The sequence below is a fragment of the Streptomyces glaucescens genome, from assembly GCF_000761215.1.
In the GTDB taxonomy this organism is placed as follows: Bacteria; Actinomycetota; Actinomycetes; order Streptomycetales; family Streptomycetaceae; genus Streptomyces; species Streptomyces glaucescens_B.
In genome coordinates, this window is record NZ_CP009438.1 from 5,344,433 (window position 1) to 5,358,416 (window position 13,984).

14 protein-coding genes are annotated in these 13,984 nt (G+C 72.9%); 12 read left to right on the plus strand and 2 right to left on the minus strand.

Annotation, left to right across the window (positions count from 1 at the left end; all coding sequences use genetic code 11):
* Positions 1-44 precede the first annotated feature (44 nt).
* The 3 genes from SGLAU_RS35725 to SGLAU_RS23265 all read left to right on the plus strand — a co-directional run bounded on the left by SGLAU_RS35725 (position 45) and on the right by SGLAU_RS23265 (position 1,737).
* Positions 45-212, plus strand: coding sequence for a hypothetical protein (locus tag SGLAU_RS35725; RefSeq protein ID WP_043504278.1), 168 nt, complete (start codon positions 45-47; stop codon positions 210-212).
* A 32-nt stretch (positions 213-244) separates the two neighbouring features.
* Positions 245-511, plus strand: coding sequence for a hypothetical protein (locus SGLAU_RS23260; RefSeq protein ID WP_043504279.1), 267 nt, complete (start codon positions 245-247; stop codon positions 509-511).
* A gap of 62 nt (positions 512-573) precedes the next feature.
* Entirely contained in the window at positions 574-1,737 is a 1,164-nt protein-coding gene (locus SGLAU_RS23265) for a cysteine desulfurase family protein (protein ID WP_043504280.1), read from the plus strand.
* A 458-nt stretch (positions 1,738-2,195) separates the two neighbouring features.
* Here the strand turns inward: SGLAU_RS23265 and SGLAU_RS23270 are convergent, their stop codons facing one another.
* Positions 2,196-2,861, minus strand: a complete 666-nt coding sequence (locus SGLAU_RS23270; protein WP_043504282.1) for an N-acetylmuramoyl-L-alanine amidase — start codon at positions 2,859-2,861, stop codon at positions 2,196-2,198.
* A 60-nt stretch (positions 2,862-2,921) separates the two neighbouring features.
* Here SGLAU_RS23270 and mnmA point away from each other — a divergent pair, with 60 nt between their 5' ends.
* Positions 2,922-4,052 (plus strand): tRNA 2-thiouridine(34) synthase MnmA, encoded by a 1,131-nt coding sequence (mnmA, locus tag SGLAU_RS23275; RefSeq protein ID WP_043504284.1) that lies wholly within the window; start codon positions 2,922-2,924, stop codon positions 4,050-4,052.
* A 32-nt stretch (positions 4,053-4,084) separates the two neighbouring features.
* Here the strand turns inward: mnmA and SGLAU_RS23280 are convergent, their stop codons facing one another.
* Positions 4,085-4,408 carry a DUF427 domain-containing protein gene (locus SGLAU_RS23280; RefSeq protein ID WP_043504285.1) on the minus strand — a complete coding sequence of 108 codons (324 nt, stop codon included), beginning with the start codon at positions 4,406-4,408 and terminating at the stop codon, positions 4,085-4,087.
* Positions 4,409-4,459: 51 nt separating this feature from the next.
* Between SGLAU_RS23280 and SGLAU_RS23285 the strand changes: the two genes are divergently transcribed.
* The 8 genes from SGLAU_RS23285 to SGLAU_RS23320 all read left to right on the plus strand — a co-directional run bounded on the left by SGLAU_RS23285 (position 4,460) and on the right by SGLAU_RS23320 (position 13,971).
* Complete coding sequence (locus SGLAU_RS23285; RefSeq protein ID WP_043504286.1) at positions 4,460-4,999, plus strand: TIGR00730 family Rossman fold protein; 540 nt, start codon at positions 4,460-4,462, stop codon at positions 4,997-4,999.
* A gap of 27 nt (positions 5,000-5,026) precedes the next feature.
* Complete coding sequence (locus tag SGLAU_RS23290; RefSeq protein ID WP_208868936.1) at positions 5,027-5,716, plus strand: SDR family oxidoreductase; 690 nt, start codon at positions 5,027-5,029, stop codon at positions 5,714-5,716.
* A gap of 270 nt (positions 5,717-5,986) precedes the next feature.
* Positions 5,987-6,994: a methionine synthase gene (locus SGLAU_RS23295; RefSeq protein ID WP_043504289.1), complete on the plus strand. Its 1,008-nt coding sequence runs from the start codon at positions 5,987-5,989 to the stop codon at positions 6,992-6,994.
* Positions 6,995-7,009: 15 nt separating this feature from the next.
* A complete protein-coding gene (gene ligA / locus SGLAU_RS23300; protein WP_043504290.1) occupies positions 7,010-9,202 on the plus strand; it encodes an NAD-dependent DNA ligase LigA in 2,193 nt (730 codons plus the stop codon).
* A gap of 255 nt (positions 9,203-9,457) precedes the next feature.
* Positions 9,458-11,692 carry a putative bifunctional diguanylate cyclase/phosphodiesterase gene (locus SGLAU_RS23305; RefSeq protein WP_043504291.1) on the plus strand — a complete coding sequence of 745 codons (2,235 nt, stop codon included), beginning with the start codon at positions 9,458-9,460 and terminating at the stop codon, positions 11,690-11,692.
* 246 nt (positions 11,693-11,938) lie between these two features.
* Complete coding sequence (gatC, locus tag SGLAU_RS23310) at positions 11,939-12,235, plus strand: Asp-tRNA(Asn)/Glu-tRNA(Gln) amidotransferase subunit GatC (protein ID WP_004925108.1); 297 nt, start codon at positions 11,939-11,941, stop codon at positions 12,233-12,235.
* Positions 12,236-12,241: 6 nt separating this feature from the next.
* Entirely contained in the window at positions 12,242-13,735 is a 1,494-nt protein-coding gene (gatA, locus tag SGLAU_RS23315; protein ID WP_043504294.1) for an Asp-tRNA(Asn)/Glu-tRNA(Gln) amidotransferase subunit GatA, read from the plus strand.
* The gene (locus SGLAU_RS23320; RefSeq protein ID WP_043504295.1) at positions 13,732-13,971 is read left to right on the plus strand and encodes a hypothetical protein; all 240 of its coding nucleotides are present in this window, start codon (positions 13,732-13,734) and stop codon (positions 13,969-13,971) included. Before gatA ends, SGLAU_RS23320 begins: the two co-directional genes overlap by 4 nt.
* Positions 13,972-13,984: the final 13 nt, after the last annotated feature.

Genomic DNA, 13,984 nt, shown 5'->3' on the forward strand with positions numbered 1-13,984 from the left:
CAACTGTTATCGCAACCGTTCACCGAGAGAGGGGGAAACCCTCCATGTTCTTCCTGGTCGCCGCTCTGCTGCTGCTGGGCGTGGTCCTGGGCACCGTCGCCCACGCGCCGCTCACCTTCTCCGTCGCGGCCGGTGCGGTCATCGCCGTCTGGCTCGCCGTGTTCGCCGCCCGCGAGCGGCACGCCCGCCGCCACCACACCCCGTCCCACTGACGACACCCACGCATGACCGGGAGCTGACCGACATGCATCTCACCGCACCGGCCACCCGCCGCACCGGCATCCGCGACACCGACGGCATGGCCGTCGCGTCCTTCGTCCTCGGGCTGATCGGACTCCTCGTCTTCAACGTCTTCCTGGGACCCGTCGCCATCACCCTGGCGGGCATCGCGCTGTACCGGGGCACGCGGCGCCGCGGGCGCGCCCTGCTGGGCCTGGGCCTGGGCGTCGCCGACCTGCTGGTGCTGCTCGCCTTCGTGCAGGCCGACGGCACCGTCTCCTGGAGCTTCTAGGACCCGGCCGCCGACCGGTCTCCGAGGGTCCCGGTGCGGCGCGCCGTAGAATCGGCGTCACCATGGCATACCTCGACCACGCCGCGACCACCCCCATGCTCCCGGAGGCGGCAGAGGCACTGACCGCCCACCTGGGCGTCACGGGCAACGCCTCCTCCCTGCACGCGTCCGGCCGGCGGGCCCGCCGCACCGTCGAGGAAGCCCGCGAGACCCTCGCCGAGGCCCTGGGCGCCCGCCCCAGCGAGGTGGTCTTCACCTCCGGCGGCACCGAGGCCGACAACCTCGCCGTCAAGGGTCTGTACTGGGCCCGGCGCGACGCCGACCCCGCCCGCACCCGGGTCCTCGCCAGCCCCGTCGAGCACCACGCGGTGCTCGACGCGGTCCACTGGCTCGGCGAGCACGAGGGTGCCACCGTCGAGTACCTCCCGGTCGACGCGCACGGCCGGGTCCACCCGGACGCGCTGCGCGAGGCCATCGCCCGCGACCCCGGCTCCGTCGCCCTCGCCACCGTGATGTGGGCGAACAACGAGATCGGCACCGTCATGCCGGTCCGTGAACTCGCCGATACCGCCGCCGAGTTCGGCGTACCGCTGCACGCCGACGCGGTCCAGGCGGTCGGCCAGCTGCCGGTCGACTTCGGCGCCTCCCGCCTCGCCGCGATGACCGTCTCCGGCCACAAGATCGGCGGCCCGTACGGCATCGGCGCCCTGCTGCTGGGCCGGGAGTACGCCCCCGTCCCCGTGCTGCACGGCGGCGGCCAGGAACGGCACGTGCGCTCCGGCACCCTCGACGTCCCCGCCATCGCCTCCTTCGCGGTCGCCGGACGGCACGCCGCCGAGCACCGCGAACGCTTCGCCCGGGAGATCGGCGCCCTGCGCGACGACCTGGTCGCGGCGGTGCGCACGGCCGTCCCCGACGCGATCCTCGGCGGCGACCCGGTCGACCGGCTCCCCGCCAACGCCCACTTCACCTTCCCCGGCTGCGAGGGCGACTCCCTGCTGCTCCTCCTGGACGCCCAGGGCATCGAGTGCTCCACCGGCTCCGCCTGCACCGCGGGCGTCGCCCAGCCCAGCCATGTGCTGCTCGCCACCGGCACCGACCCGGACCTGGCCCGCGGCACCCTGCGCTTCTCCCTCGGCCACACCTCCACGGCCGCCGACGTCGAGGCGGTCGCCAAGGCCATCGGGCCGGCGGTGGAACGGGCCCGGGCTGCGGGGCTCACCTAGGGCCTGTGGTTTGGATCACCCCGGCGTCGCGGGGCCTGGCACGCGCATCCGCGGCGTTGTCGTCGGTCGCCGACGCTCCGCGTCGACTCCCTCCTCCGCCGTGCAGCCGCACGCACCAGACCCCGCTCGGGTCGGTCGAGAGGCTCCCGACCTCAAGCCGGGCTGATCCGAACGAAAGGCCCTAGACTCCGGCCGGGCACGCGAAAGGACCTACGAGACGGGTTCCCTTCGCCGGTATTGCCCGGATCAGGTGGCTGGGGGTCGCCGTCCGGTCTCCCCGACCTTCCGGCCTCTCAGCCCGACCGTCGACGTCGGCACTGGCGGAAGCCTCTGCGTCTCGCCAGAGTCGGCAGCTCCGGTCGAACTCCCTCACTCGTCCCGTAGGCCTACCGCCAGGATAGGACGGTCAAAGGGGAATGCAACCGGGCAGAACGGATATTTTTCCGTTGCCTGCGGCCTCAGGCCCGCGCCGCCGTACGCGCCCGCCGCACCAGCCCCAGATACCGCTCCCAGTCCCAGTGCGGCCCCGGATCCGTGTGGTCCGTCCCCGGCACCTCCACGTGCCCGATGATGTGCTCCCGGTCGACCGGGATGTCGTACCTGCGGCAGATCCCCGCCGTCAGACGGGCCGACGCGGCGTACATCGCGTCGGTGAAGTCCTGCGGACGGTCGACGAAGCCGGCGTGCTCGATGCCGATGCTCCGCTCGTTGAAGTCCCGGTTGCCCGCGTGGTACGCCACGTCCAGCTCGCGGATCATCTGGGCGACCCGGCCGTCCTGCCCGACGACGTAGTGCGACGCGGCGCCGTGCTCCGGGTCCTGGAACACCTTCACCGCGCTGTCGAAACTGCCCTGGGTGACATGGACGACCACCATCTCTATCGGGTAGTCGTCCGGCCGGTCCGCCCAGCGGAAGTTGGCCGGGGAGGCCGCCACCCAGCGCGCCCCCCGGTAGTCGACCGCGCCCTTCACCCGGGGCTTGTCCACCCCCGGCACCCGGTACCACAGCCGTGACAGCTCGTCGCGCGCCAGCACGGCGCCCGTGCCCAGCACGGCCGCCGCCCCGCCCACGATCAGCGAACGGCGCCCGATCCGCCGCCCCGAGCCGTCCTTCGTCTCTCCCATGTGATCGAGAACGGATACTCGCGGGCTCCGGTTCCCGCGCCCCCGTACCCTGGAGGGGTTATGACTGACACCCCGCAGCGCTCCCGCCCGCTCCGCGTCCTCGCCGCCATGTCCGGCGGCGTCGACTCAGCCGTCGCCGCCGCCCGCGCGGCCGAGGCAGGCCACGACGTGACCGGCGTCCACCTCGCGCTCTCCGCGAACCCCCAGTCCTTCCGCACGGGCGCACGGGGCTGTTGCACGATCGAGGACTCGCGGGACGCCCGCCGCGCGGCCGACGTCATCGGCATCCCGTTCTACGTCTGGGACCTCGCCGACCGCTTCCGCGAGGATGTCGTCGAGGACTTCGTCGCCGAGTACGAGGCGGGCCGCACCCCCAACCCGTGCCTGCGCTGCAACGAGAAGATCAAGTTCGCCGCGCTGCTGGACAAGGCGCTCGCCCTCGGCTTCGACGCGGTCTGCACCGGCCACTACGCGAAGGTGATCGTCCGCGAGGACGGCACCCGTGAGCTGCACCGCGCCTCCGACATGGCCAAGGACCAGTCGTACGTCCTCGGTGTCCTGGACGACCGGCAGCTCGCCCACGCCATGTTCCCCCTCGGCGACACGGTCACCACCAAGGACGAGATCCGCGCGGAGGCCGAGCGCCGCGGCCTGGCGGTCGCGAAGAAGCCGGACTCGCACGACATCTGCTTCATCGCCGACGGCGACACCCAGGGCTTCCTCGCGAAGCGGCTGGGCAGGGCCGAGGGCGACATCGTCGACGAGGCCGGCAACAAGCTGGGCACCCACGAGGGCGCCTACGGCTTCACCATCGGGCAGCGCAAGGGCCTGCGCATCGGCACCCCCGCCCCCGACGGCAAGCCGCGCTACGTCCTCGACATCTCGCCCGTGAACAACACCGTCACCGTGGGCCCCGCCGAGGCCCTCGACGTCACCGCCCTCACCGCGATCAGGCCCCGCTGGTGCGGCACGGCCCCCGCCGGGCCCGGCACCTACACCGCCCAGCTGCGCGCCCACGGCGACGAGACGGAGGTGACGGCGGAGGTGGTCGACGGCGAACTGCGCGTCCGCTTCGCCGAGCCGGTCCGCGGCGTCGCCCCCGGCCAGGCGATCGTGCTGTACGACGGCACGCGCGTGGTGGGTTCGGCGACGATCGCGGCGACGGTGCGGGAGCCGGCCCGGGTGGCCTGAGCGGCCGGCGGACCCGGGGCCCACGCTCCGGATCACTCCACTTCGACCTCGTAGAAGCACAGGTGCCCCTTGATCGCGGCGACGTCCGGCTTGGGATCCGGGTACGACCAGACCAGGTCGGGCGCGTCCGGCAGCGACCAGTACGACGCGGTGCCCTTGAACGGGCAGTGGGTGTGCGTCCCGGACGGGGTCAGCAGATCGAGCCGGACGTCCTCGGCGGGCAGGTAGTACCGCACCGGACAGCCGGTCTCCCGCAGCACCAGGGGCCGCGCGCTGTCGGCCAGCACCCGCCCGTCGCGTACGACCCGGACCCGCCGGGTGCCCTGCTCGATGGTGATCGTGTGTCCTTTGGCCATGCCGGGACAGCGCGCGCGGGAGGCCGCTTGTTCCCGCGTACGGTGGACGCCATGAACATCTGCGTCTTCCTCTCCGCCGCCGACCTCGACGACCGCTACACCCGCCCGGCGAGGGAGTTCGCCGAACTCCTGGGCAAGGGCGGGCACACGCTCGTCTGGGGCGGCTCCGACGTCGGCCTGATGAAGGTCGTCGCGGACGGCGTGCAGGAGGCGGGCGGACGGATCGTCGGCGTCTCGGTGGACTTCCTCGCCGCCAAGGCGCGCCCGGGCGCCGACGAGATGATCGTCGCGAGCGACCTCGCCGAGCGCAAGCGGCTGCTCCTGGAGAAGTCCGACGCCGTGGTGATCATGGTGGGCGGCACCGGGACGCTGGACGAGGCGACCGAGATCCTGGAGCTGAAGAAGCACGGCCGGACCGAGAAGCCGGTGGTCCTGCTGAACACCGCGGGCTTCTACGACGGCCTCAAGGAGCAGTTCCGGCGCATGGAGGACGAGGGCTTCCTGCCCCGCCCGCTGACCGACCTGGTGTTCTTCGCCGAGGAGCCGGTCGGGGCGCTCGCCTACCTGGAGGAGAGCCAGGGCATCGCGTGACCGCGCGGTGATGCGAGCATGGCGGGCATGGCTACACATGTGATCACCGGAGCGGGCTCCGGCATCGGCGCGGCCGTCGCCCGCCGCCTGCACGCGCGCGGGGACGAGCTCGTGCTGCACGCGCGGGACGCGGCCCGCGCCAAGGAGCTGGCCGCCGAGTTCCCCGGCGCCCGCACCCTCGTCGGCGACCTCTCCGACCCCGACAAGCTGAGCTGGGCCTTCTCCCACCAGAGCCTCCCGGACCGCGTCGACTCGCTGCTGCACATCGCGGGCGTGGTCGAGCTGGGCCGGGTAGGCGACCTGACCCCCAAGTCCTGGCGCCACCAGCTCAACGTCAACCTGATCGCCCCCGCCGAGCTGACCCGCCACTTCCTGCCCCAGCTCCGGGCCACCCGCGGCCACGTGATCTTCGTCAACTCCGGCGCCGGCCTGAACGCGCACGCCGACTGGTCCGCGTACGCCGCCTCCAAGCACGGCCTGAAGGCCCTCGCCGACTCCCTGCGCCACGAGGAACACGCGAACGGCGTCCGGGTCACCTCCGTCTACCCGGGCCGCACCGCCAGCCCCATGCAGGCCAAGGTCCACCAGCAGGAGGGCAAGGACTACGACCCGTCGAAGTGGATCGACCCCGAGTCGGTCGCCACGACCGTCCTCATGTCCCTGGACCTCCCCAGGGACGCGGAGATCAACGACGTGACGGTCCGCCCGGGCCGCTGAGCGGTCCGCCGGACACCCCCCGGCGCTGCGCCGGACCCGGCTCCCCCGGCCCGTCCGGCCTTCGAGGACACGGCCGTCCGGGGCCGGAAGGGCCGGGGACGCGGCCCCCGGGCGGGGGTGCGGGGCAGCCCCCGCCGCGATCCCGGGCTTCAGCCGGAATCCGGGGCTTCCGCCGGAGTCCGGCGGCGGGCCCCGCGGCGGCAACGGGACGGGAGGGGTGAGGGCGGCGGGGGCGAATCCGCCGCGCCACCGGAGGCTTAGGCTTCCCATGTGAGTGACAACACCCAGTTCACCCTCGCCCCCGCCACCGGCATCGGCTCGATGCCCGGCGGGGACGCCCGAGAGACCGCCAAGACCGTCACCGGCTCCTTCGAGGACTTCCCGTACCTCGCCGAGCTCCCCGCCCGCGGCCCCGGCGCGGACATGATCGGCCGTACCGCCGGCATGCTCGTCGAGGTGTACGCGCGCGTGGAGCCCAGCGGCTGGCGCGTCGGCGACCGCCCGGGCCGGGACACCAGGCGCGCCCGCTCCTGGCTCGTCGAGGACCTGGACGCCCTGGAGGAGTTCACCCAGGGGTACGAGGGCCCGCTGAAGGTGCAGGCCGTCGGCCCGTGGACGCTCGCCGCCGCGCTGGAGCTGAAGAACGGCGAGGCCGCCCTCTCCGACCCCGGCGCCTGCCGCGACCTCACCGCCTCGCTCGCCGAGGGCCTGCGCCTGCACCTGGACGACGTGCGCCGCCGGATTCCCGGCGCCCGCCTCGTGCTCCAGCTCGACGAGCCGTCCCTGACCGCCGTCCTGAGCGGCCGGGTCAGGACCGCCAGCGGCTACCGCACCCACCGCGCCGTGGACCGCCAGGTCGTCGAGCAGGGCCTGCGCGAGGTGGTCGGCGTGCACGACGGCGGCCCGGTCGTGGTCCACTCCTGCGCCCCGGAGGTCCCGTTCGCCCTGCTGCGCCGGGCCGGTGCCGACGGGGTGTCGTTCGACTTCTCACTCCTCACCGAGCGTGACGACGAGGCGATCGGCGAGGCGGCGGAGAGCGGCACCCGGCTGTTCGCCGGTGTCGTGCCGAGCACGGACGGCCGATTGTCAGACCCTGCCGGTAGCGTCATGGGTGTCAGGACGCTGTGGCGCAGGCTGGGGCTGTCACCGGCGCTTCTCGCGGAGGCGGTCACGGTCACGCCGACGTGCGGGCTCGCGGGTGCCTCCCCGGACTACGCACGCCGGGCACTCGCCCACTGCGTCCGGGCGGCGAGATCCCTCGCGGACAACCCAGAGTAACGGGAGGACAACACGGTGGCCGGCGACAGGCAAGCGGAGAGCACGGTGCCCACCGAGGCACGGGAGAAGCACGCGCAGCTCGCTGAGCAGATCGAGGAGCACCGCTTCCGGTACTACGTGAAGGACGCTCCCGTCATCAGCGACGCGGAGTTCGACCGGCTGCTGCGCACGCTGGAGGCCCTGGAGGAGGAGCACCCGGAGCTGCGCACCCCGGACTCGCCGACCCAGAAGGTCGCCGGTGCCTACGAGACGGACTTCACCTCCGTCGAGCACCGCCAGCGCATGCTGTCGCTGGACAACGTCTTCGACGACGTGGAGCTGGCCGCCTGGGCCGAGCGCGTCCACAAGGACGTCGGCAGCACCCCGCACCACTTCCTGTGCGAGCTGAAGGTCGACGGCCTCGCCGTGAACCTCACCTACGAGCACGGCCGCCTCACCCGCGCGGCGACCCGGGGCGACGGCCGCACCGGCGAGGACATCACGCCGAACGTGCGCACGATCGCGGAGATCCCGGACCGCCTGACCGGCGACCGCGTCCCGGACCTGGTGGAGATCCGCGGCGAGGTCTACTTCCCGATGGAGAAGTTCGAGGGGCTGAACGCCCGACTGATCGCGGCCGGCGACAAGCCCTTCGCCAACCCGCGCAACGCCGCCGCGGGCTCGCTGCGGCAGAAGGACCCCCGGGTCACCGCCACCCGCCCGCTGCACATGGTGGTGCACGGCATCGGCGCCCTGGAGGGCTTCAGCGGGCTGACCCGCCTCTCGGAGGCGTACGACCTGCTGCGCACCTGGGGCCTGCCCACCTCCCGGCACAACAAGGTGGTCGACGGCCTCGACGGCGTACGGGAGTTCATCGCGTACTACGGCGAGAACCGCCACTCCGTGGAGCACGAGATCGACGGTGTGGTCGTCAAGCTCGACGAGATCCCGCTCCAGGGCCGGCTGGGGTCCACCTCCCGCGCGCCCCGCTGGGCGATCGCGTACAAGTACGCGCCGGAGGAGGTCAACACCAAGCTCGTCAACATCCGGGTGGGTGTCGGCCGCACCGGCCGTGTCACTCCGTACGCGCAGGTGGAGCCGGTGACGGTGGCCGGCTCCGAGGTCGAGTTCGCCACCCTGCACAACCAGGACGTGGTCAAGGCCAAGGGCGTCCTCATCGGGGACACGGTGGTGCTGCGCAAGGCCGGTGACGTGATCCCGGAGATCCTGGGCCCGGTCGTGGACCTGCGCGACGGCACCGAGCGCGAGTTCGTGATGCCGTCGGAGTGCCCCGAGTGCGGGACGCCGCTGCGGCCGATGAAGGAGGGCGACGTCGATCTGCGCTGCCCGAACTCCCGTACGTGCCCGGCACAGTTGCGCGAGCGCCTGTTCTACCTCGCGGGCCGCAAGGCGCTGGACATCGAGCACTTCGGCTACGTCGCCGCCGCCGCCCTCACCAAGCCGCTGGAGCCCGCGGACCCGCCGCTGAAGGACGAGGGCGATCTGTTCGACCTCACCGTGGAGCAGTTGCTGCCCATCAAGGCGTACGTCCTCGACCAGGACAGCGGCCTGCCGAAGCGGGATCCGAAGACCGGCGAGGAGAAGATCGCCACGGTCTTCGCCAACCAGCAGGGCGAGCCCAAGAAGAACGCGCTGGCGATGCTGGAGAACATCGCGGCGGCCAAGCGGCGCCCGCTCGCCCGCGTCCTGACGGGCCTGTCGATCCGTCACGTCGGGCCGGTCGCCGCCGAGGCGCTGGCCCGCGAGTTCCGCTCCATCGACCGGATCGAACAGGCGACCGAGGAGGAGCTGGCGGGCACCGAGGGGGTCGGGCCGATCATCGCCGCCTCCCTCAAGGAGTGGTTCGCCGAGGACTGGCACCAGGAGATCCTGCGCAAGTGGCGCGCGGCCGGCGTGCGCATGGAGGACGAGCGCACCGGCGAGGCCGAGGGCCCGCGCCCGCTGGAGGGTCTGACCGTCGTCGTCACGGGCACCCTGGAGCACTTCACGCGCGACGGCGCCAAGGACGCCCTGCAGAGCCGGGGTGCGAAGGTGACCGGCTCGGTTTCGAAGAAGACGTCATTCGTCGTTGTGGGTGACAACCCTGGATCGAAATATGACAAGGCGATGCAGCTGAAGGTGCCGGTCCTGAACGAGGACGGCTTCAACGTCCTGCTGGAGCAGGGGCCTGAGGCGGCGTCGGACGCCGCGCTCCCGGTCGAGGAGTAGCGGTTGAAGACCACCCGATCGGCGCATATCAGATGCATAAGGGCGGCCAGGGCGCATTCGGGCAACCGTCGACGACCGCTGCCCGTGGAAGCGTTCCGCGGCCTACTGTGGGGATGTGCGCCTGCCGCGCCCAGCCGCGGCGGGGGCGTCCCCGGCTCCCGAGGAGCGCGGGCAACGGTTCTCCGACGGCGCCGCTGAAGGCTGTCGGGCATCGGTCGCGGGGCGTGGGCACCGCCGGCTGTGAGAGGGACGGGAATGGAACCGACCGAGAGCGCCGCCCCGGATGCACGGCTGCGCCGGTTGGCCGGCGTCTGGCGAGGCGGCCGCCGGCCCGCCCGGAGCGCGGGCCCGTGCGAGAGTGCCCCGGGAGCGTCCGCCACCGCGGCCGGCCCCGGCGCCGTGGGACCGGCCGCCGTGCGCGGCACCGGGCCGGCCGGGCACGACGGCGAACGGCACCTGCCCTGGCCCGCGTTGCACGCGGGTGTCGTCGCCGCCGCCGGGTTCGCGCTCGGCGCCGGTTTCCTGGGCGCCTTCACCGGCCACCACCCGCTCTTCCCGTCCGGCACCGCCGGCTGGTCGCTCGCCCTGCTGACCGGGATCATCGTCGGCCACCTGGTGCTGCTCGGCCGCGCCCGCTGGTGGGGCGGCACCGGTTCCGGCGCCGCCCTCACCCTGGCCGTGCTGCTGCTGTACGGCTGGGTGCCGGCCGGCCTGGTCAGCCTGACCGTCGTCGTGCTGGTCGGCGTGGCCCGGCGCCACCGCTGGCGGCAGGGCGTGCTGCACGGCGCGGTCGACGTCCTCGGCATCGGCGCCGGCGCGCTGGTCCTCCTCGCCTTCGGCCGGGTGCCGTCCGTGCAGAGGCCCTGGAACCCCGACACGTGGACGCTCTACACGGCTCCCAAGGTGGTGCTGGTCGCGGCCGTCTACCTCCTCGTGACCCGCGTCCTGCTGTGGTACCTGCACGCGCCGCGCGCCGGTGGCCTGCCCACCGTCGCCCGCACCGCCCTGGTCCGGCAGGGACTCGTCGCGGTCGCGCTGCTCGGCATCGCCCCGCTGGTCTGTGTCGTCGCCGTCGACAAACCGATCCTGCTGCCGCTGTTCTCCATCCCGCTGATCGCCCTCGACTCCACCCTGTGGATGGCCCGGGCCCGCGCCGAGGAGCAGCTGCGCGACCCGCTCACCGGTCTGCCCAACCGCCAGTGGCTGCTGGAACGCATCTGGACCGCCCTCGACGACGCCGAGCGCATCGGCGCCCGGGCCGCCCTGGTGCTGATCGACCTCGACCGTTTCCGATCGGTCAACGACACCCTCGGGCATCCGGCCGGTGACCGGCTGCTGCTGCAGACCGCCGACCGGCTGCGACTGGCCCTGCCGCGCGGCGCGGAGGCCGCCCGGCTCGGCGGTGACGAGTTCGCCGTCTTACTTCCCGTCGCCGACTCCACCACCTCCGCCACCCGCATCGCCCGCGGCCTGGTGGCCGCCCTCAGCTCCCCGCTCGACCTCGACGGCCTGACCCTCGTCCTGGAGGCCAGCGCCGGAGTCGCCGTCTTCCCCGACCACGCGCTCGACGCGGAGGGGATGCTGCGCCGCGCGGACGTCGCCATGTACCAGGCGAAGCGGGACCGCACGGGCGTCGAGGTCTACGAGTCCAAGCGCGACTCGAACACCCCCGACCGGCTCGGTCTCCTCGCCGACCTGCGCCGGGCGCTGGACGCCCACGAGGTCGAGCTGCACTACCAGCCCAAGGTCCGCTTCGACGGCCAGGTCGCCGGCCTGGAGGCACTGGTGCGCTGGGTGCACCCCGAGCGCGGCAAGGTGCCGCCGGACGAGTTCATAGCGATCGCCGAGTCCTCCGGACTCATGCCCCACCTCACCGAGTACGTGCTGGAGACCGCGCTCGGCCAGGTCGCCCGGTGGCGCTCCCAGGGCCTGTTCGTCCCGGTCGCCGTCAACGTCTCCCCGCGCGACGTCCACACCCCCGGCTTCGCCGGCTCCGTCGCCGCCCGCCTCGCCCGCCACGGCGTCCCCGCCGGCGCGCTCCAGCTGGAGATCACCGAGCACGTCCTCCTGGAGGACCCGCAGCGCGCCGCCGACACCCTCGCCGGACTCACCGGCCACGGCGTGAAGATGTCCCTCGACGACTTCGGCACCGGCTACTCCTCCCTGGTCCACCTGCGCCGCCTCCCCGTCAGCGAGCTGAAGATCGACCGCTCCTTCGTGGCCCGGCTCGCCGTCGACACCGAGGACGCCGCGATCGTGCGCTGCACCGTCGACCTCGCCCACTCCCTCGGTCTCCTCGTGGTCGCCGAGGGCGTCGAGGACGACGAGACCTGGGAACGCCTGCGCGACCTGGGCTGCGACGCCGTACAGGGCTGGCTGGTCGCCGCGGCGATGCCGCCGGAGGAGACCACGGCCTGGCTGCGGGCGCGGGGGACCCGCGGGTGGCAGCGGCCCGCCGCGGCGCTGCCCGCGGCGGCGGGGGACGAGTAGCCCTCCGGCCGCGCGGGCGCGGGCGGCCGGAGGGCCCGTCCCGGTCGGTCGCGCGGTGCCGCCCGGGGCGGGCCGCGATACCGCCGAACCGTCCGGGCGGACGGCCCTCGCGGCCCCGGTACGGCCCCGGTGGGACCACCGCCGTCCCCCGTCCTGCCCCCTCACCACGAACCGTTTTCACGGGCAGGGGGCCGTGACCCATAGGATTGGGCCAAAACACTCACACTCACCCCAGAGGATCGCTGCATGCCTGGCATCACGCGCGAGGAGGTCGCCCACCTCGCCCGGCTGGCGCGTCTGGAGCTGAAGCCCGAAGAGCTCGACCACTTCGCGGGACAGCTGGACGACATCATCGGCGCGGTCGCCCGCGTCAGCGAGGTCGCCGACCAAGACGTACCGCCGACCTCGCACCCGCTCCCGCTGACGAACGTCATGCGCCCGGACGAGGTCCGCCCGTCGCTCACCCCCGAGCAGGCGCTCTCCGGCGCCCCCGCCCAGGAGCAGCAGCGTTTCAAGGTGCCGCAGATCCTGGGGGAGGAGTAACCCGTCATGACGGACATCATCAAGCTGACCGCGGCCGAGATCGCCGCGAAGATCGCTTCCGGCGAGCTGACCGCCGTCGAGGTGACCGAGGCGCACCTGGCCCGGATCGAGGCCGTCGACGAGAAGGTGCACGCCTTCCTGCACGTCGACCGCGAGGGCGCCCTCGCGCAGGCCCGCGCGGTCGACGAGAAGCGGGAGCGGGGCGAGCGGCTCGGCCCGCTGGCCGGTGTGCCGCTCGCGCTGAAGGACATCTTCACCACCGAGGGCGTGCCCACGACCGTCGGCTCGAAGATCCTCGAAGGCTGGATCCCGCCGTACGACGCGACCGTCACGCGCAAGCTGAAGGCCGCCGACGTCGTCATCCTCGGCAAGACCAACATGGACGAGTTCGCCATGGGGTCGTCGACGGAGAACAGCGCCTACGGGCCGACCGGCAACCCCTGGGACCTCACCAAGATCCCCGGCGGCTCCGGCGGCGGTTCCTCCGCCGCGCTGGCCGCCTTCGAGGCCCCGCTCGCCATCGGCACCGACACCGGCGGCTCCATCCGCCAGCCGGCCGCCGTGACCGGCACGGTCGGTGTGAAGCCGACGTACGGGGCCGTGTCCCGTTACGGCATGGTGGCGTTCTCGTCCTCCCTCGACCAGGGCGGCCCCTGCGCCCGTACGGTCCTGGACGCGGCGCTGCTGCACGAGGTCATCGCCGGGCACGACCCGCTGGACTCCACCTCCATCGACGTGCCGGTCCCGCCGGTCGTCGAGGCCGCCCGCAACGGCTCGGTCGCCGGCATGCGCGTCGGCGTGGTCAAGCAGTTCCGCGGCGAGGGCTACCAGGCCGGCGTCATCGAGCGGTTCGACGAGTCCGTCGCGCTGCTGAAGGAACTGGGCGCCGAGATCGTCGAGCTGGACTGCCCGTCCTTCGACCTCGCCCTGTCGGCGTACTACCTGATCGCCCCGTCCGAGTGCTCCTCCAACCTCGCCCGCTTCGACGGCCTGCGCTACGGCCTGCGGACCGGCGACGACGGCACCCGCTCCGCCGAGGAGGTCACCTCCCTCACCCGTGAGGCGGGCTTCGGGCCCGAGGTGAAGCGCCGCATCATGCTCGGCACGTACGCGCTCAGCTCCGGCTACTACGACGCGTACTACGGCAGCGCCCAGAAGGTCCGCACCCTCATCACGCGGGACTTCGAGAAGGCGTTCGAGCAGGTCGACGTGATCGTCTCCCCGACCACGCCGACCACCGCCTTCGCGATCGGCGAGCGCGCCGACGACCCCATGGCGATGTACCTCGCGGACCTGTGCACCATCCCGACCAACCTGGCGGGCAACGCGGCCATGTCGCTGCCCTGCGGTCTCGCCCCGGAGGACAACCTCCCGGTGGGCCTGCAGATCATCGCCCCGGCGATGCAGGACGACCGGCTGTACAAGGTCGGCGCCGCCGTCGAGGCGGCCTTCGTGGAAAAGTGGGGCCACCCGCTTCTGGAGGAGGCTCCGTCGCTGTGAGCAAGCTGTCGAAGGCCAAGGGCTTCAAGAAGTCCAAGAACGGCCTGTACCTGTCCATGGCCACCACCGCGTTCGGCGCGTTCAGCGTCGCCAAGCAGGCGAAGCTCGCCCGCGCCGAGAGCGACACGCTCCGTCTGGTCGACGCCGCCGTGTCCGCCGCCGCCATCGTCACCGGCCTCGCCATCCTCTACCGCGAGCTGAAGCGGCTGGGCGACGACGACGTCCTGCTGGGCTGAGAGGGAAGTTTCA

What these genes read in the sequence shown, in the direction of transcription:
- SGLAU_RS35725 (WP_043504278.1), top strand. Translation starts at nt 45, where the DNA reads ATGTTCTTCCTGGTCGCCGCTCTGCTGCTGCTGGGCGTGGTCCTGGGC.
- SGLAU_RS23260 (WP_043504279.1), top strand. Translation starts at nt 245, where the DNA reads ATGCATCTCACCGCACCGGCCACCCGCCGCACCGGCATCCGCGACACC.
- SGLAU_RS23265 (WP_043504280.1), top strand. Translation starts at nt 574, where the DNA reads ATGGCATACCTCGACCACGCCGCGACCACCCCCATGCTCCCGGAGGCG.
- SGLAU_RS23270 (WP_043504282.1), bottom strand. Translation starts at nt 2,861, where the DNA reads ATGGGAGAGACGAAGGACGGCTCGGGGCGGCGGATCGGGCGCCGTTCG.
- mnmA (WP_043504284.1), top strand. Translation starts at nt 2,922, where the DNA reads ATGACTGACACCCCGCAGCGCTCCCGCCCGCTCCGCGTCCTCGCCGCC.
- SGLAU_RS23280 (WP_043504285.1), bottom strand. Translation starts at nt 4,408, where the DNA reads ATGGCCAAAGGACACACGATCACCATCGAGCAGGGCACCCGGCGGGTC.
- SGLAU_RS23285 (WP_043504286.1), top strand. Translation starts at nt 4,460, where the DNA reads ATGAACATCTGCGTCTTCCTCTCCGCCGCCGACCTCGACGACCGCTAC.
- SGLAU_RS23290 (WP_208868936.1), top strand. Translation starts at nt 5,027, where the DNA reads ATGGCTACACATGTGATCACCGGAGCGGGCTCCGGCATCGGCGCGGCC.
- SGLAU_RS23305 (WP_043504291.1), top strand. Translation starts at nt 9,458, where the DNA reads ATGGAACCGACCGAGAGCGCCGCCCCGGATGCACGGCTGCGCCGGTTG.
- gatC (WP_004925108.1), top strand. Translation starts at nt 11,939, where the DNA reads ATGCCTGGCATCACGCGCGAGGAGGTCGCCCACCTCGCCCGGCTGGCG.
- gatA (WP_043504294.1), top strand. Translation starts at nt 12,242, where the DNA reads ATGACGGACATCATCAAGCTGACCGCGGCCGAGATCGCCGCGAAGATC.